The sequence below is a fragment of the Mycobacterium sp. 3-98 genome (assembly GCF_035918355.1).
Taxonomy (GTDB): Bacteria; Actinomycetota; Actinomycetes; order Mycobacteriales; family Mycobacteriaceae; genus Mycobacterium; species Mycobacterium intracellulare.
This window is the reverse complement of record NZ_CP142360.1, coordinates 5025554-5042205: the sequence shown is the minus strand read 5'-3', so window position 1 is coordinate 5042205 and position 16652 is coordinate 5025554. Positions and strand designations below refer to the sequence as shown.

Sequence of the window (16652 nt, the reverse complement as noted above, 5' to 3'; positions counted from 1 at the left end):
GCGGGAACGACGTTATGGCCGCCCGGTCAGGACAGCTGGTCCAGGCGCAACGGCATCGCAACATCAAGCCACTGGTTCTGCCCGCAGGCACCGCTGGGGCCGACCGTCTTGTCCTTGCCCGAGAAGACTCGAGACCCGAGTTGCCATCCGCCGTTGTCGTTTACGGGGTAGAAAAAGTAGGTCTGCACTCCGGTGAACGTGGTGCCGTCTTCACACCGTTCCCAGTTCGGCACTTCGCGTCTCACCTTCCACATCTCCCCATCGTTCATGTACAGGGGGGCGGTCCAGCCCTGGTCGCTCGTCACCTGGCCATGGCATTCCTGGGTTGAGTCGCACGTGGAAGTGATGGTCCATACCTGGTAGACCGTCGGCTCACCCTTGTACTGATCGTTGGTCTGGGCATAATCGCCAATGGACGTGGCCCGGAAAGTTCCGTTGATCGCCACGTCTTCTTTGGTTATTGCCCGGGCCGTGGGGGCAGCGCTCAAACCGCCGAATGCAGTGGCGGCCACCAGCGTTGCGGTGGTGAGTGTTTTGACTGAACGCATCAGGTGCTCCTCGAAGCGCGTAATCCGAGAGTGCCTGTGGCACCTTTCCGCCGTCGGTTGCGGCGTCCTCGAGCGATGACGTTACACCGCTTCGGTCGGCCCGGTAACGGTTAGGACAAGATCCGCTGGGCTCACCCCGCCGGGTCGAATTTCGAGATCAGCCAGGAACCGTCGACTTTTGTCATCGTGACCAGGATGCTGCTCTGCGTCTTCTCGGGATCTTTCTTTTTCACGCTTGCCGTGGTCTGGTCGATGAAAACCAGCACGGTGGCCGAATTGGGATGCAATTCCGAGACCGCGGCCCGAATCACCTTGGCGCTGGCCGTCAGTTGCCCCTTCTGCGCCGTCGGCGCCACCACCTCCTCGGCGAATTTGCTGTAGTAGGTGAGAAAGTCGCCGGTGAGATGGGACTTCGCGTTGTTGAAATCGCGGTTCAAATGCTCGTACGAATACGACAACGCCGCCGTGGCACCATCCGACGCCGCCTGGATTGCCCGGCGCGCCGCCGCGTCGTCGACCTGCTGATCGGGCCGATACAGAAAGAAGTACACGCCGGCAGCGACTCCCACCGCGGCAATGACCAACGTTGTCGCGACCATCGAACGCCACCGTGCCAAATACCGGTGCGCGCGACGCCGAAACGCTGCCAGCCGACCCGAGCGTGCCGGACCCTCGCCGGCAGGTGAAGTCTCCGCGTCGTCAACCGGCTTGGCGGTGCCGTTCGGCGACGAGCCATGTTCCTCGGTCATCGCAAGAAATCAACTTTCGACATCTTGAGTTGGCCGTCGTCGCGGTCCATGTTGACGCTGAGCCGAAACAAGGCCGGTGGCGGTTTGGCGTTATCCGGTCCGGTGGGAATGGTTTTCGCCGCCACCAGCACGACGCCGGAATTGTCGCTCAGCGACTCGACGGCGACGGCTTCGATGGTGACCTTGGTGCCGACCTTCGTTTCCTGGGCCTTGTTGACGATCAGGGGCGACAGCACCGATAGCTGGTTCTTCTGGTCGCCCGTCGAGGCATCGATCGAGCGCTGAACATCCTCCCGGGCATGATCGGGGTCAATCGACATCAGTGCCGTGACCCCTTGCCGGGCGGCCGCACTGAACTCCGCGGCGAGGTGGTGGTTATGCACCGCGATGCGGTGCTGCCACAGCATGTAGCCGCTCGCGGCGAGCGACGTGGAGGCGAGCACGATGCCGACGCCGGCGGCTATCGTTTTCCGCCCTGGGCGCCGGAGCCACCCCGGACGTCGAAGCCGCCCCAACCGCAGCCGTTTCCGGGCCCACTTGGCGGGGCGCTGCTCGGCATCTTCGGTGTCGTCCGCGCCCGCGGTTTCGGTTGCCCCGCGCAGCTTCAGCAGGCGTGCCAGGGCCGCCTCGGCGCGCGCTTCGGCCTTGGCAACTTCGTCTTCTACGTCCGATTCTGAGGGGGCCGCTACGTCGTCGCTGTCGGCCCCTGCGCCCGACTGTGGTGCGTCAGGATCGACTGCGTCCCTCGGGTCATTACGATCGTCGACGTTAGGTCCCTCCGGGTCGTGCACGGAGAAGCAGCTTATCACTGGAACCTGGGCTCAACGCCGTCGCCGGACGGCCGCCTTCGTGGCTCTTACGTGCGGAAATGCGCGCTGGCAGGGGGACGGGGCTTCCATGCGTTCGGGAGGGCCCGGCGCCACCACCGTTCGGTAATGGAGATCTTCTCCAACCAGGAGAATTTTCTTTTCAGGTGTGGCAGAGTAATCGGGTGCGATCAATCGTGCCTCTGGTTGCCGCGTTGCTGGGCGCCGGTGTGGTGGCGGCGCCGCCAGCCTCGGCAGGACCGACCGTCTGCGACTACCCCGCCTGCACCCCGGGCATCATGCCCCATCAGGTTCTCGGCGCGCCGTGTGACAACACCACCTACTACGCCTTCGGTGTCGCCGACGGCTACGTCTCCTTCGCCTCGGAACCCGGACGGTTGATGTTCTGCGGGTCGCCAAGGCGATACCAGCCTCGATGGTTCCGCTCCCCGCCCATGGCTGGGGTCAAGGAAGAAAACGCCGACTGCACGAACTATCTGAACTATGTCGCGCAGGCGCCCGATGGCCTGTTCCTGATCTGTATTGCTCACGACGGCATATCGAGCTGGGTCCGCGCCGACACGTAGCTTCGTCAGTCGCGGGTCTGCCGAGGCAGACCCAGCAGTCGGCGGCTCAGATCGGTAACCCGGTCGAGCAGTGTGTCGTCGTCGATGTCGGCGACCAGCGGATGCATGACCGCGGTGCTCAGCGCGCCGGAGAACATCGCCGCCTCGATCCGGCCGTCGAGGCCCGCATCGCTCAGTAGCACCCGGTACAGGCGGTCCATGAAAAGCTGAAACGGCTTGTGCTCGGCCAGCAGCCGGACGACGACGGGGTCGAATTGCAGCGTGCGCACCAACCGGCGGTCGCGAACGGCCATCTCAATGACGCCCACCAGCAAGGCATCTCGTGCTTGAGGGCCGTCGTCGTAGGCTTCGGCCGCCTCGAGCGCGGGCGCGAGGCGGCCGAGTTCGCGCTCGGTCACGGCGATGACGATCTGCTCTTTGGTGCGGAACTGATGGTAGACAGCAGCTTTCGTGATGCCGACGGCGTCGGCGATCATCTGCAGCGACGTACCGCTGACCCCGTGGGTGGCGATCAGGTCCAAGGCGGCGTCGAGCACGCGCGTCCGGGCCGCGCTGTGCGCGATCAGCCAGAATTGCTCTCCGGCGACCGGCTGGCGTGCTGTTCCCACGCACCGAGACTAGACGACGCTATTGACCGAGGCTAGCCGATCGGCTAGCTTCGCTCACGAGCCGAGCTCGTGCGGTGATCTCGTGCGGGGAAGGAGTATCGATGTCCGACGTCGGACGAAACGATGCAGGCGGTCGCCAGCCTGCGCGCACCGCGCCCCGGCGGACGGACGGCGAGGTGATCCTGCTCTGGACGTTGCCGGTGGCGCTGATCCTGTGGATCGCCTCCTTTTTCCTGTTTCCCGGCTTCAACCCGCCGATGTCGCCCACCATGCCGGCGGACCAGGTTGCCGCGTTCTATCGCGATCCGGCCCACCTCCCAGAGATCCGCTACAGCATGATCCTGTTCAACTGGTTCGGCGTGTGCCTGGTCCCGATCCTGGCCCTGATCGTGCTGCAGATCCGCCGCATGGCACATCGGACGCCGATCTTCTCGTACGCGATGCTGGGTTGCGCGGCCGGCGGTCCGACGCTGTTTCTCGTCGCCAACGTCTGCTGGTTACTGGCCGCTTTTCGCCCGGAACGCAGCCCGGCGCTGACCCAGCTGCTCAACGACCTGGGCTGGATGACCTTCACCATCCTCGTCCCGTTCCTGATCGGCCAAAGCGTAATCCTGGCCTTGGCAATCTATTTCGACGATCAGCCGCGTCCGGTATTCCGCCACTGGGTGGCCCACTTCAATCTCGTGGTGGCGGCCGCGCTGGTTCCCGCCGCTTTCGTCGGCGTGTCGTTGACCGGCCCGCTGGCCTGGGACGGGCTCTTGTCCTTCTGGGTCAAAAACGTGGCGATCGCCGTCTGGATCGTCGTGACGGGCGTGGTGTTGGGGCAAGCCGTCTACCGGGAGCGCGCCGAGAACGCCAGGCGCGCAGAGGAACTGGTCGGCGCATGAGCGCGGTGATCACACCGCCGCCCGTTCCGGCCACGCCGCCCGCCGGACCGCTGCACCAGCGATTCGCCTGGCACCTGCGCCACAACCCCAAACGCGAACTCTGGTTGGCGTGGTGGACGCTCGTGGTGTTCTACAACATCTTCTTTCCGATGTTCTTCATCGTGGCCCAAGTCCAGCCGCCGCCGCAGCCCACCTGGGATCTGGCGACGCAAGCCCATTGGTTCTCGGAGCGCCACCTCGGCATACCGTTTGGCTTCGGCGTCATCTTCGCCATCAGCGGCATGATCGCGATCAACAACGCCCTCATCGCGTATTCCATGCGGCGCATGTCCGTCAGTCCCGCGTTCGGCTACAGCTATCTGATCATCTACTCGCTCAGCGCGGTTCCCGGCATGCTGCTGCTCAACATCGCGCTCATCGTGGGGACGCTGCGACCCGAGCGAGACCCCGAAGCGCTGGGCTGGCTCTACGACTTCGCGTTCCTGTCTTTCGACGGGACCATGGGGGTGTTCCTGATCGGATCGCTGATCTGGATGGTCGCGATCCTGCTCGACAGGAATCGCGTGTTCCCCAAGTGGTTCGGCTATCTCAACCTGTGCAACGCACTGACCGAGGTCGTCGTGGCTCCGTGCTGGATCTTTCGGCGGGGCATCTTGGCCTGGAACGGCCAGATCGCCTGGTGGCTGGACATGGTGGTGTTCGGCATCTACCAGGTCACGTTCATCGTCATGCTGTTCCAGATGATCCGGCGCGAAGACTTCGGCACCGGGCCGCTGCCCGACCGTCCCCGCAAGGAGGCGGCCACACGATGACGGACCTCGCCGATTCGAACAAGCGCGCCGTGCCGGGCCAGCCGGACATGTGGGCCTTCGTGCTGTTCGAAACGCTGGTCTTCACAGCGTATTTCGGGTTCTACTTGTTCTACCGCGCCCACAATCCCGAGCTCTTCTTGCACTCGCAGGCGCAGCTGGATTTGCGGATCGGGGTCTTCAACACGCTCGTCTTGTTGCTGAGCTCCTGGTCGGTGGCGCGCTGCGTTCAGTCGGCCCGGGCCGGCGCCTACCGGGCGGCGCTCAAGGACGTGTACATCACGGCCGCCTTCGCCGCAATGTTCCTCTTTTTCAAGGTGTTGGAGTGGGCCCGGCTGGTCGGCATCGGGCACGGGTTCGACAGCGACGACTTCTTCACCTATTACTTCTTTCTCACCGGCATCCACTTCGTGCACCTGCTGATCGGCTTCGTCGCGCTCGGCGTCATCGTCTACCAAATCCGCAGGGCGGCGCGAAAAGCGCAGGGGCCCGTCCAAGCCCAGCAACTCGTCGAAACCTGCGCTACCTATTGGCACACCGTTGATTTCCTGTGGGTGCTCATCTTTGCGCTGCTGTACGTGGTGAGGTGATCGCAATCAAATTCAACAAGCGGCTGATGTTCGTATGGCTCGTCCTCTCGGCGCTGACGCTGGCCTACCTATGGATAGATCACTCCGCCGGCGGATTGCTGAAGTCCAGCGCGGTGGTGACGTCGAGCGTCATCGTGATCGCACTCATCAAGGTGCGCATCATTTTTCGCGAGTTCATGGAGGTGCGAAACGCTCCGGTCCTGCTGTGCCGACTCACCGATGCGTGGGTGGCGCTGGTCGGCGCCGTCTTGCTCGGCTGTTACTTCGTCGGCATGCAGGTCTGACTCAGGCCACGGGTGCGACGGCGTCGGCGGTCGTGAACGTCAGGTGCAGCTCGCTCAGACCCCGCAGGATGTACGTCGGCTCGTAGGTGTAACGACGCTCGGTGGCCGGCCCGTGGTGGGCCTCGTTGATTTCGATGTGCGGCATGCGATCCAGGATCCGCTCGATCGACACGCGTCCCTCGACGCGGGCCAGGGGGCCACCGGGGCAGGAGTGCACGCCGCGCGCGAACGCCATGTGTTCGCGGACGTTCTTGCGGCGCAGGTCGAACTCGTGCGGGTTGTCGAATCGGCGCGGGTCGCGGTTGGCGGCGCCCGGCAGGATCATGACCACGGTGCCGGCGGGGATGTCGACTCCGCCGATGCTGGTCGACTTGCGGGCCAGGCGTGAGTCGCTCTTCACCGGGCTGTCCATCCGCAGCGACTCCTCGATGAAGCCCGGAATCAGGCTGCGGTCCTCACGCAGCTGCTGCTGGATGTCCGGCCGATCGCCGAGCACCTGCAGGGCGGCACTGAGCAGTTTGGCCGTGGTTTCCTGGCCGGCGGCGAAGAGGAACGTCGCCGAGCGGACGACCTCGATCACCGGGGGCGTCGAGCCGTCCGGGTACTTCGCTTCGGCGAGGAAGGTCAGGACGTCGCCGCGCGGCTCGCGACGCCGATCCTCGATGTAGTGACAGAACTTGTCGTCGAGCCACTCCAACGGGTTGATGCCGACCGACTCGTGGTCCAGGGCGCCCACCCGCGCGCCAGGACGATCGGCACCCAACACGGTGCGGAACTCCTTGTGGTCCTCCTCCGGCACACCGAGCAGGTCCGCGATCACCAAGGTGGCGAACGGCTTTGAGTATTCGGCGATGAACTCGCACTCACCGAGGCCGAGGAACTCGTCGAGCTGACGGTCGGCGAGGCGCCACATGAACTCCTCGTTCTGCTTGAGTCGGCTCGGGGTCAGCAGCTTGGCGAGCACCGACCGGGCCTTGGTGTGGTCCGGCGGATCCATGGTGACCATGTGCTCGAACATCGGGAACGAACTGCGGTGCGCGTCGATCTGTGCGCTGATGTCGTCGCCTTCGGGGGTGAACGGCAGCGGAGGGAACGGCCCGCCGAGCGCGACGATGTTCGAGAACGTCTCGGGATCCTTGTAGACCTCGCAGGCTTCGTCGTAGCCGGTGATCGCAACGACGCCGTAGTGCGGCAGCCGCAGCACTGGGTTCTGGCTGCGCAGATAGTCGAAGTAAGGGTGCGGATCTGGGACCAGAGACGGATCGGTGAAGAAGTCGATCGACTCGAAGGTGCTCATCGGATTGCGTCTCCCTGGGCTGGGTTTACCGGTGGTATCGGCGGCAAGCGGTACCGCCGCGGTGAATTCGAAATCGGAAATGTGCTGAGCACCTGCTTAGCATGGCGGTAATGTCAGGGTCAAGATCGAGGGTGCCGCGCCACGATACGATCCGTGTGGTCGGCACGGGATGGCACACAGTACGGAGCAGGGACATGACATCTGCCCGCAGGATCGGGGCGCCGGACGCGAAAAATCGCGGGTTGTTGCTCGACGCCGCCGAGCAATTGATGCTCGAAGAGGGCTATGCCGCGGTGACCTCGCGCCGCCTCGCGAACAAGGCGGGGCTGAAGCCTCAGCTCGTGCACTACTACTTCCGCACCATGGAGGAGTTGTTCCTCGAGGTCTTCCGCCGCCGCGCCGAGGAAGCGCTCGACGTGCATGCGCGACTGCTGCAATCGCCGCAGCCGCTGTGGGCGTTGTGGCGGTTCGGCACCGACCCCGCGTTCACCCGGATCTCCATGGAATTCATGGCGCTGGCAAACCACCGCAAGGAGATGCGTGCCGAAATCGCCTATTACGCCCAGCGCCTCCGCGAGGACCAGCGCCAGGCGGTGACGGCCGCGTTGGAGCGGTACGGGGAAGTCAGGGAAGACATGCCGCCGGTGGTGTGGACGGTCCTGATGAGCAGCCTGTCGTGGTTCCTGGTGCTCGAGCAGGCGGTGGGCATTCATGGTGGCCACGCCGAAACCGTGGCACTGGTCGAAAGTTATCTGCGTCGCCTGGAAGGCGAACCGCGCCCCATGGAAGATATCCCGCAAACCTGGGTGGTTCACCAATGCCGCAGCGAGCAGAGCACACCCTTGGGACCGTCCTTGGATACGACGACAGCGCCGTCGACCGCCAAGTCGCAGTGAAGGTTTGGCGTTCCGGGTTCGGTACCGGTGCTTGCCACGACCATCGCATACACGTCGGGTTTTGACAGGTCCAGCTCGTAACTCCACGGCTTGCCCGGTGCGAGGTCGACGTCGACGTGCGGCGTGAACGAGTAAGGGTTGTGGCTGTAGTCGGCGAAAATGGCCGGCTCATGGTCCAGGTAATAGATGCTGGTGTAGATCGGGTTCTGCGTGGAGACCGTGTACTTGACGTGGTGCATGACGAGGTCGTCGGCATGTGCCCGGCCGCTTCCCGCCAGCACACCCGCTGCGACCAAGAGGGAAGCCGACGACAGGACCGACCCGACGCGCATCGCCGTCCTCACTTTGATCGTCATGACGCTCCTCCGGCCGCCGGGCGAGGTTTGCTGTTGCGGGTCATGACCCGTTCCGCAGCCTGCCAGTGCGGGTCGGCAACCCATAACCGTGCAAAGGATGCTATCGCCTCCTCGGGGGAAACTCCGCGGATCACCCGCTTTATCTCGGTCGCCGGGAGGCGGGCGAGCGACCGCGCCACAGAACGCCACCCCTCGTCGGGCGAGTCGAAGACGGCGCGAGGCAACACCTTGTCCACCAGGCCGAGTCGCTCGGCGTCCGCCGCGCTCAGCGCGGTTCCCGAGCCGGCCAACAAGAGTGCCTTGCTCTTTCCGACCAGCGCGGCCAACCGCTCGGCCCCGCCCCACGCGGGCATGATCTCGAGCTGCACCTGGTTGAAGGCGATCTTGATGTCGTCGGCGGCCACCCGGATGTCGGCGGCGACGGCGACCTCGGCACCCCCACCGAAGGCATGACCGTTGAGCGCGGCGACGACGGGAGCGGGGAAGTCCGCCAACTGATCGCAGATGGACCGCATGCGCCGGGCCATCGCCGCCGCGTCTTCTTCGGTCCGCAGCGCGCTCAGTTCCTTGAGGTCACCGCCGGAGACGAAAGCGTGCTCTCCGGCGCCCTTGATCACCAGCGCCTGGGCGCCCGCCGCCGCATCGAGCGCCTTCTCCAGCTGGTCCATGGTGTCCAGGCCGATCGCGTTGCGCGCGTGCGGACGGTCGATGGTGACCACCGCCAGCCCGTCGTCGATCTCCAGGTCCACCATGCGTCATCGCTCCTCGACACCAACCCGATATTGGCATTCTCTTTTCGCGAGAATAACATCATCGCTGCAGGCAAAAGAATTTTCGCTGGGAGGATGGAGGTGACTCGGTGCGGAACCGAACAGTGGCCGCCGGCGCGGTCCTCACCGCTGCCTTGCTCGGGGCATGCACTTCGCATCCACCGACCCACATCTCCAGCACGGCATCAGTGACCGTGAACGGTCACGATCGAACCTTCCACATCGTCAAGTGTGGTCAGGTGCAGTGGACTCGGATGATCGACATCGGCAGCGAATTCTCCGGCGCCAAGGTCGTCGTCGACGAGAACGCGCAGCCGGCGACGACCCAGTCCGTGCGCATCCGGAACGTGGGTGGGTTCAGCGGGATGTACTCGCAGGGCGGCGACGGCAACGCCGACATGAGCATGACCGGCGACAAATTCACCGTCAGCGGCACCGCCAACGGCTACCAGACCGACAAACCCAGTGAACCCGCCACCGCCACGTTCAAAATCGTCGTGACGTGCTGACATCGCGCCGAACCGGGCTCGGCGGGGCCCACACGTTGCGGTTGGGCACCTGTAGAGAATAGTATTCTCACAAATCAAGAAGGAGGATTCCATGGGCCAGTTGTCCCACAAGGTGGACGTTCCGTTCCCGATCTTCGACGCGGATAACCACCTCTACGAGCCGCCGGAGGCGCTGACCAAGTTCCTGCCTAAGGAATACAAGGACTACGTCCAGTACGTGCAGGTCAACGGTCGCATCAAGATCGCCATCCGCGGCCAGATCAGCAACTACATTCCCAACCCGACCTTCGAGGTCGTCGCCCGGCCGGGCGCCTGGGAGGAGTACTTCAAGTACGGCAACCCGGACGGCAAGAGCAAGCGCGAGCTGTTCGGCGAGCCGATGCGCGCCATCCCGGCGTTCTTCGAGCCCGGCCCGCGCCTGGAGACGATGAACGAGCTGGGCCTGGACAAGACGCTGATGTTCCCGACGTTGGCCAGCCTCCTTGAGGAGCGTCTGCGTGACGACCCGGTCGCCATCCACGTCCTGGTGCACGCGCTGAACCAGTGGCTGGACGAGGTCTGGGGCTTCAACTACCAGAACCGCATCTTCACCACACCCGTCATCACGTTGCCGATCGTCGAGAAGGCGATTGAGGAGCTGGAGTGGGCGGTCAAGCGTGGCGCCCGCGCCATCCTCATCCGCCCGGCTCCGGTCCCCGGCTTCCGTGGTCCGCGGTCGTTCGCGGTGCCCGAGTTCGACCCGTTCTGGGAGCGGGTCGTCGAGCACGACGTGCTGGTCGGCATGCACTCGTCCGACAGCGGCTACTCCCGGTACACCTCCGAGTGGGACGGCGCCGACCAGGAGATGCTGCCGTTCCAGACCAACGCGATGGGCATCCTCAACGAGTGGCGGCCGATCCAGGACTCGGTGGGGTCGTGGGTGATTCACGGCGCGCTCTACCGGCATCCCAAGCTGAAGGTCGCGATCGTCGAGGCCGGCTCCAAGTGGATGACCCCGCTGCTGGACGGCCTGGCGGAGGTCTTCCGCAAGGCCCCGGAGGCGTTCCCGAGCGACCCGGTCGAGATGGTCAAGAGCCGGATTCACGTCAGCCCGTTCTTCGAGGACGGCATCGACGATCTGGTCAACCTGGTCGGTGTGGACCAGGTGCTCTACGGGTCGGACTGGCCGCACCCGGAGGGGCTGGCTGAGCCGACCTATTACATCGAGGCGCTGTCGCACCTGTCCACTGAAGACCAGGCAAAGATCATGGGCGGCAACCTCGGTCGACTCGTCACGGTGTGAGCCCCGGTCGGCGACGATGCAGAGCGCGCAGCGCGATGAGGAGGAGCTGACCAATCGAGCCCCGGTCGGCGACGATGCAGAGCGCGCAGCGCGATGAGGAGGAGCTGACCAATCGAGCCTGAGTGGCGGACCATCCCCGAGATGGTCTTGAGCGCGGCGGACCGCTTCGGCGACGCGGAAGCAGTCGTCGACGGTCCGCTGCGCCTCACCTTCACCGAAGTCGTCGAGCGGATACGCTGTGCCGCGGGCGCTTTCGCGGAACTTGGCATCGACAAGGGCGACCGGGTCGCGATCTGGGCGCCCAACTCGGCCGAGTGGATCATCGCGGCGTTCGGGTTGCTCACGGCAGGCGGCGTGCTCGTCCCGGTCAACACCCGGTTCAAGACCGAGGAAGCCGGCGACATCATCGTCCGCAGCAAGGTGAAGGCCGTCCTGGTCCAAAAGGGCTTTCTGGACCAGGATTACACCGCGCCGACCGGGACACCGGTCATCGATCTGAAGTCCGACTTCTTGTCCAGCGGTTCGCCCTTCGAGCGGCCGGTCAGCGGCACCGACATCTCCGACATCATCTTCACCTCGGGCACAACGGGCCGCCCCAAGGGGGCGATGCTGAACCACGGCCAAACGCTGCGGATGTACGAGGAGTGGGCGTCGCTTGCGGATCTGCGCGAGGGCGATCGCTACCTGCAGATCAACCCGTACTTCCACACGTTCGGCCTGAAGGCGGGGCTGGTGACGTCCTTTCTGCGCGGCGCGACGATGCTGCCGGTCGCGGTCTTCGACATCGACACCGTGGTGGAACTCATTGAACGCGAACGCATCACGATGCTTCCGGGGCCGCCGACGCTGTACCACTCATTGCTGAGCGTCGGCGACAAGTCCAAGCTGTCGACGCTGCGGGCGGCGGTGACCGGCGCCGCCGACATCCCGGTCGAACTCGTCCGTCGCATCCACGGCGAACTGCCGTTCGAGACGTTGATGACCGGCTACGGACTCACCGAGGCCGGTAACGTGACGCTGTCGCGGCCCGGGGATTCCTTCGAGGATGTCGCCACCACCGCCGGCCTGCCCTGCGACGGAGTCGAGGTGCGCATCGCCGACGACGGCGAAGTGGTGGTCCGCGGCTACGGCGTCATGCAGGGCTACCTCGACGACCCGGCCGCCACGGCCCAGGCGATCGACGCCGAGGGGTGGCTGCACACCGGGGACCTGGGAAGTTTCGACCACGCCGGGCGGCTGCGCATCGTCGGCCGCAAGAAGGACATGTTCATCGTCGGCGGCTTCAACGCCTATCCCGCCGAGATCGAAGGTTTCCTGCTCAACCACCCCGCCGTCGCGCAGGCCGCCGTCATCGGTATCCCCGACGAACGGATGGGCCAGGTGGGCAAGGCGTTCGTGGTCCGCAAGGGCGAGGTCAGCGCCGACGAATTGATCGGCTGGTGCCGCGACCGCATGGCCGGGTTCAAGGTGCCGCGCGCGGTACAGTTCCTTGATTCACTCCCACTCAACGCGACGGGGAAAGTGATGAAGGACCAACTTCGATGAATAACGGCGATATTCATTCGATGGTGATCGCGTCGGACTACCGCGTCCCCGATCCGTCGCGAGTATGGCCGCTGCTGGAACGCAACAAGGCGGCCCTGGCCGACATCGGCGCGCACCACGTGCTCGTCTACACCTCGACCCACGACTACGGCCGGGTCCTGGTGATGATCGGGGTCCACAGCCGTGAGCCGATCGTCGAGCTGCTGCGCTCGCGGGTCTTCTTCGATTGGTTCGACGAAGCCGGTGTCGACGACATCCCCGCGGTGTTCGCCGGCGAGATCATCGACCGGTTCATCGCCCAGCCGCCGCAAACCCCGGCAGCGCCGGGCGTCGTGGTGGCCGCCATCGCGTCCGTCAACGACGTGAACCTGCTGACCTCCGAAGTCAGCACGGCGATCGACAGGTTCACCACGGCCGGCATCCGAAAGACCTGGGTGTTCCAGGCTTTCGACGACGACCACGAGGTGCTGATCCTGCAGGAGTTCCCCGACGAAGAACGCGCGCGGGAGTGGATCGACCACCCGGACGCCGCGGCGCAGTGGATGTCGGGAGCGGGCATCGGCGCCTACCCCCCGCTGTTCGTCGGCCGGTTTTCCGACATGATGCGCATCGAGGCGGACTGAGGTTCGCCGGTGTTCGTGTGCCTGTGTAACGGGGTCACCAGCCAGACCGTGACCGAGGCCGTCGAGTGCGGGGCGTCGACCACCAACGAAGTCGCCCAGGCGTGCGGAGCGGGCACCGACTGCGGTCGCTGCCGGCGGACGGTGCAAGCCATCCTGCGATCATCGTCCCCGGAGCGGACGCCGAATCCGCGCTAGAACTTCAGCGGCGCGGACTGCCGTCCGGTGACGTCGGTTGCACGAGTTCGACCAGCAGGTGGGGAATCTCGAGCCGCGGCAGCACCACCTCGACGAAAACCATGCGGTCTTTGTGTTCGGCGGCGGCGGTCAGCGCGTCGTCGAGCTCCCCGTAGGTCTGGACCCGGAACGCCAGGTGGTCGGTGACGCCCAGCGCGTGCGGGACGTCCGTCCACTTCCAACTGACGATGTCGTTGTAGGGCGCCGTCTCGCCGTGGATGGCGCGCTCGACGGTGTAGCCGTCGTTGTTGACCACCACGATGACGGGGGAGAGCCCCTCGCGTGAGAAGGTGCCGAGCTCCTGGACGGTCAGTTGCGCGGCGCCGTCCCCGATCAGCAACACCGTGCGGCGGTCGGGATGCGCGACGGCGGCCCCCAGCGCGGCGGGCAACGTGTAACCGATTGAGCCCCAAAGAGGTTGGCCGATGAAGGTGACACCGTGCGGCAGCCGGTGATCGGCCATGCCGTAGAAGGAGGTCCCCTGGTCGGCCAGCACCACGTTGCCCGGTGTGAGGGCCCGGCAAAGCCGATCCCACAGCATTTTTTGGGTCAGGGGTTGATCGCGGGGCGGGGGCGGCGGGAGCGGTGCGGCCGGCGGCGACGCCACCGGTGGCGACGCGGTCCCGCGACGGGCCAGGATGGTGGCCAGCGCCTCGAGCGCGGCGCCCATCTCCAACGGCGCGAAGACTTCTCCGGCGACGCTGCTTTGGTATTGCCCGACGTCGATGGTCCGGGCCGGGTCTATCCGCTGGCTGAAGAAGCCGCTCACCATGTCGGTGAACACCACCCCGGCGGTGACCAGCACGGGTGCCTCTTCGATCGCGGTGCGCACCGCCGGCGCGCTGGCCGATCCCGCGTAGATCCCCAGGAAATTCGGTGAGCTCTCGTCGAGCAGGCTCTTCCCCCACATCAGCGTGGCGTGCGGCACGACGTCCGCGGCCAACAACGCCTCGAGTTCTTTGATCGCCTGCAGGCGGTGGACCAGCAGGTCGGCGAGGACGGTCAACCGGTGGCCGCCGATGAGCTCGGTCGCGGCCTCGACGAACATCGCCAGCGCGCGCGGGCTGGTGCCGCCGCTGTAGCGGGGCAGCGGAGCTTCGGGCGGCTCGGTGGGGAAGCGGGCCACGTCGGTGGACAGCAGGATGTATCCGGGTCGCTTCTGCTCGCGCACCTCGCACAGCACCCGGTCGATCTCCCGGCGGGCCGTTGCGGGCATGAGATTGGCCTGGGCGCAGGTGATTTCGCGGCTGACCCGGAAGAAGTGTTCGAAGTCCCCGTCGCCGAGGGAGTGGTGCAGCGCCCGGCGGGTGCCCTGCGCGTCCTTGGACGGGCCGCCGACGATGTGCACGACGGGCACCTGCTCGGCGTAACTGCCCGCGATCGCGTTGGCCGCGGACAGCTCACCGACGCCGAATGTCGTTACCAACGCCGACATTCCGCGCAGCCGTCCATACCCGTCGGCGGCGTAGCCGGCGTTCAGCTCGTTGGCGTTGCCGACCCAGCGCAGGCTGGGGTGGGCGATGATGTGGTCGAGGAACTCCAGGTTGTAATCACCGGGAACGCCGAAGATCTCGGACACGCCGAGTTCGGCGAGACGGTCCAACAGGTAGTCACCGACGGTGTAAGCGGGATCGGTCGCGGCATCAGTCACAGGCACGACGGTACGCTCGGCCGAATCCATTCCGGGCGGGACGCCGGGCCAGTATCGTGCGGGCCATGGCACTCAAAGAATCCCGCGACATCGTGATCGAAGCCAGTCCCGAGGAGATTCTGGACGTCATCGCCGATTTCGAATCGATGCCCGAATGGTCGGAACCGCACCAGAGCGCGGAGGTCCTCGAGACCGGCGACGACGGGCGGCCCCGCCAAGTCAGGATGAGGGTCAAGGTCGCCGGGATCACCGACGAACAGGTGGTCGCCTACACCTGGGCGGACAACGCCGTGAGTTGGACGCTGGTGAGTTCCTCGCAGCAGAAGGCGCAGGACGGGAAGTACACCCTGATACCGCAGGGCGACAAGACCCTGGTGAAGTTCGAGCTGCTGGCGGACCCGAACGTGCCGCTGCCCGGCTTCGTGCTGAAGCGTGCCGTGAAGGGGACGATCGACTCCGCCACCAAGGCCCTGCGCGAGCGGGTGCTCACGGTCAAGAAGGGCAAGTAGTCACGGTGGGCGGCGGCCCGCTGGCCGGGGTGCGGGTCATCGAACTCGGCGGCATCGGACCGGGGCCGCACGCGGGAATGCTGCTGGCGGACCTGGGCGCCGACGTGGTGCGGGTGCGGCGGCCGTCGGGCGGCCTCGAAATGCCGGCCGAGGGCCGGGACTTGTTGCATCGCGGCAAGCGGATCATCGACCTCGACGTCAAGACGCAACCGCAGGCCCTGCTCGAGCTGGCCGCCAAGGCCGACGTGTTGCTGGACTGCTTTCGCCCCGGCACGTGCGAGCGGCTCGGAATCGGTCCCGACGACTGCGCGGCGGCCAATCCGCGCCTGATCTTCGCGCGGATCACCGGCTGGGGGCAGGACGGGCCGCTGGCGCGCACGGCGGGTCACGACATCAACTACCTGTCGCAGACCGGCGCGCTCTCGGCGCTCGGCTACGCCGACCGTCCGCCGATTCCGCCGCTGAACCTGGTCGCCGACTTCGGTGGCGGCTCGATGCTGGTGGTGTTCGGCATCGCCGTCGCCCTCTACGAACGGGAACGGTCGGGCAAGGGTCAGGTCATCGACGCGGCGATGGTCGACGGGGTGAGTCTGTTGGCCCAGATGATGTGGACGATGAAGTCCACTGGCGCACTGCGCGACCGACGCCAATCCTTCCTGCTCGACGGCGGCGCCCCGTTCTACGGTTGCTACGAGACCGCCGACGGCGGATACGTGGCCGTCGGCGCCATCGAGCCGCAATTCTTCGCGGCGTTGCTCGCCGGGCTCGGCCTGTCACCCGAGTACGTGCCCGGCCAGCTCGACAAGGATTCCTACCCACGGATGCGCGAGATCTTCACGAAACGGTTCGCGAGCCGAACCCGCGACGAATGGGCGCGCACGTTCGCCGGCACCGATGCGTGCGTCACCCCGGTACTGACATGGACCGAAGCCGCGACCGACGACCACCTGCGGACGCGGTCCACCGTCATCACCGCCCACGGCGTCGACCAGGCCGCACCCGCCCCGCGCTTTTCGCGAACACCCACCGGGCCGGTCGAGCGACCCCCGGCGGCGACGACACCGCTTGACGAAATCAACTGGTAGGCCATCGATTACGACGAACCGATCCAT

Annotated in this window: 21 protein-coding genes; 13 read left to right on the top strand and 8 right to left on the bottom strand. The window is 65.7% G+C overall.

The annotated features are described in order from the left end of the window. Positions 1-26: 26 nt before the first annotated feature. From QGN30_RS23575 to QGN30_RS23565, 3 genes are all read right to left on the bottom strand, one after another. Positions 27-548: a hypothetical protein gene (locus QGN30_RS23575; protein WP_014379205.1), complete on the bottom strand. Its 522-nt coding sequence runs from the start codon at positions 546-548 to the stop codon at positions 27-29. A 131-nt stretch (positions 549-679) separates the two neighbouring features. After that, positions 680-1297, bottom strand: coding sequence for a hypothetical protein (locus QGN30_RS23570; protein ID WP_326565805.1), 618 nt, complete (start codon positions 1295-1297; stop codon positions 680-682). After that, on the bottom strand, positions 1294-2088 hold the full coding sequence (locus QGN30_RS23565; protein ID WP_009951828.1) for a hypothetical protein: 795 nt from the start codon (positions 2086-2088) through the stop codon (positions 1294-1296). Before QGN30_RS23565 ends, QGN30_RS23570 begins: the two co-directional genes overlap by 4 nt. A 212-nt stretch (positions 2089-2300) precedes the next feature. Here QGN30_RS23565 and QGN30_RS23560 point away from each other — a divergent pair, with 212 nt between their 5' ends. Next, complete coding sequence (locus QGN30_RS23560; protein ID WP_014379207.1) at positions 2301-2690, top strand: hypothetical protein; 390 nt, start codon at positions 2301-2303, stop codon at positions 2688-2690. 5 nt (positions 2691-2695) lie between these two features. Here QGN30_RS23560 and QGN30_RS23555 read toward each other — a convergent pair whose 3' ends face one another. Next, positions 2696-3298, bottom strand: a complete 603-nt coding sequence (locus tag QGN30_RS23555) for a TetR/AcrR family transcriptional regulator (RefSeq protein ID WP_009951830.1) — start codon at positions 3296-3298, stop codon at positions 2696-2698. A 101-nt stretch (positions 3299-3399) separates the two neighbouring features. Here QGN30_RS23555 and QGN30_RS23550 point away from each other — a divergent pair, with 101 nt between their 5' ends. The 4 genes from QGN30_RS23550 to QGN30_RS23535 are packed head-to-tail and all read left to right on the top strand — an operon-like array spanning position 3400 to position 5868. Continuing rightward, a complete protein-coding gene (locus QGN30_RS23550; RefSeq protein WP_038535076.1) occupies positions 3400-4185 on the top strand; it encodes a hypothetical protein in 786 nt (261 codons plus the stop codon). Next, positions 4182-4997 carry a hypothetical protein gene (locus QGN30_RS23545; protein WP_009951832.1) on the top strand — a complete coding sequence of 272 codons (816 nt, stop codon included), beginning with the start codon at positions 4182-4184 and terminating at the stop codon, positions 4995-4997. Before QGN30_RS23550 ends, QGN30_RS23545 begins: the two co-directional genes overlap by 4 nt. After that, on the top strand, positions 4994-5584 hold the full coding sequence (locus QGN30_RS23540; RefSeq protein WP_009951833.1) for a cytochrome c oxidase subunit 3: 591 nt from the start codon (positions 4994-4996) through the stop codon (positions 5582-5584). Before QGN30_RS23545 ends, QGN30_RS23540 begins: the two co-directional genes overlap by 4 nt. Then, positions 5584-5868 (top strand): cytochrome C oxidase subunit IV family protein, encoded by a 285-nt coding sequence (locus tag QGN30_RS23535; RefSeq protein ID WP_029383847.1) that lies wholly within the window; start codon positions 5584-5586, stop codon positions 5866-5868. The genes QGN30_RS23540 and QGN30_RS23535 overlap by 1 nt, the downstream gene beginning before the upstream one ends. 1 nt (position 5869) lies before the next feature. Here the strand turns inward: QGN30_RS23535 and QGN30_RS23530 are convergent, their stop codons facing one another. Then, positions 5870-7165 (bottom strand): cytochrome P450, encoded by a 1296-nt coding sequence (locus QGN30_RS23530; protein ID WP_009951837.1) that lies wholly within the window; start codon positions 7163-7165, stop codon positions 5870-5872. A gap of 194 nt (positions 7166-7359) precedes the next feature. On the opposite strand from QGN30_RS23530, the gene QGN30_RS23525 reads away from it, so the two are divergent. Beyond that, positions 7360-8061, top strand: coding sequence for a TetR/AcrR family transcriptional regulator (locus tag QGN30_RS23525; protein WP_014379211.1), 702 nt, complete (start codon positions 7360-7362; stop codon positions 8059-8061). On the opposite strand, the gene QGN30_RS23520 is transcribed toward QGN30_RS23525, so the two are convergent. Together QGN30_RS23520 and QGN30_RS23515 are read right to left on the bottom strand one after the other, a co-directional pair. Further along, positions 7977-8342, bottom strand: coding sequence for a hypothetical protein (locus QGN30_RS23520; RefSeq protein WP_009951839.1), 366 nt, complete (start codon positions 8340-8342; stop codon positions 7977-7979). The genes QGN30_RS23525 and QGN30_RS23520 overlap by 85 nt on opposite strands. 71 nt (positions 8343-8413) lie before the next feature. Then, on the bottom strand, positions 8414-9169 hold the full coding sequence (locus QGN30_RS23515; protein ID WP_009951840.1) for an enoyl-CoA hydratase/isomerase family protein: 756 nt from the start codon (positions 9167-9169) through the stop codon (positions 8414-8416). Between the two features lie 107 nt (positions 9170-9276). Between QGN30_RS23515 and QGN30_RS23510 the strand changes: the two genes are divergently transcribed. The 5 genes from QGN30_RS23510 to QGN30_RS23490 all read left to right on the top strand — a co-directional run bounded on the left by QGN30_RS23510 (position 9277) and on the right by QGN30_RS23490 (position 13341). After that, a complete protein-coding gene (locus QGN30_RS23510; RefSeq protein WP_029383848.1) occupies positions 9277-9696 on the top strand; it encodes a lipoprotein LpqH in 420 nt (139 codons plus the stop codon). 91 nt (positions 9697-9787) lie between these two features. Next, the gene (locus QGN30_RS23505; protein WP_225330772.1) at positions 9788-10978 is read left to right on the top strand and encodes an amidohydrolase family protein; all 1191 of its coding nucleotides are present in this window, start codon (positions 9788-9790) and stop codon (positions 10976-10978) included. Positions 10979-11119: 141 nt separating this feature from the next. Continuing rightward, complete coding sequence (locus QGN30_RS23500; protein ID WP_225330771.1) at positions 11120-12523, top strand: FadD3 family acyl-CoA ligase; 1404 nt, start codon at positions 11120-11122, stop codon at positions 12521-12523. Beyond that, a complete protein-coding gene (locus QGN30_RS23495) occupies positions 12520-13146 on the top strand; it encodes a fatty-acid--CoA ligase (protein ID WP_248923502.1) in 627 nt (208 codons plus the stop codon). The genes QGN30_RS23500 and QGN30_RS23495 overlap by 4 nt, the downstream gene beginning before the upstream one ends. Positions 13147-13155: 9 nt before the next feature. Continuing rightward, positions 13156-13341 (top strand): (2Fe-2S)-binding protein, encoded by a 186-nt coding sequence (locus tag QGN30_RS23490; RefSeq protein WP_008253794.1) that lies wholly within the window; start codon positions 13156-13158, stop codon positions 13339-13341. A 4-nt stretch (positions 13342-13345) separates the two neighbouring features. On the opposite strand, the gene QGN30_RS23485 is transcribed toward QGN30_RS23490, so the two are convergent. After that, a complete protein-coding gene (locus tag QGN30_RS23485) occupies positions 13346-15061 on the bottom strand; it encodes an alpha-keto acid decarboxylase family protein (RefSeq protein ID WP_051473017.1) in 1716 nt (571 codons plus the stop codon). Positions 15062-15096: 35 nt separating this feature from the next. On the opposite strand from QGN30_RS23485, the gene QGN30_RS23480 reads away from it, so the two are divergent. Both QGN30_RS23480 and QGN30_RS23475 read left to right on the top strand, forming a co-directional pair. Then, positions 15097-15540: an SRPBCC family protein gene (locus tag QGN30_RS23480; RefSeq protein WP_009951796.1), complete on the top strand. Its 444-nt coding sequence runs from the start codon at positions 15097-15099 to the stop codon at positions 15538-15540. A gap of 5 nt (positions 15541-15545) precedes the next feature. Next, positions 15546-16625 (top strand): CaiB/BaiF CoA transferase family protein, encoded by a 1080-nt coding sequence (locus QGN30_RS23475; protein WP_248923503.1) that lies wholly within the window; start codon positions 15546-15548, stop codon positions 16623-16625. Positions 16626-16652 lie beyond the last annotated feature (27 nt).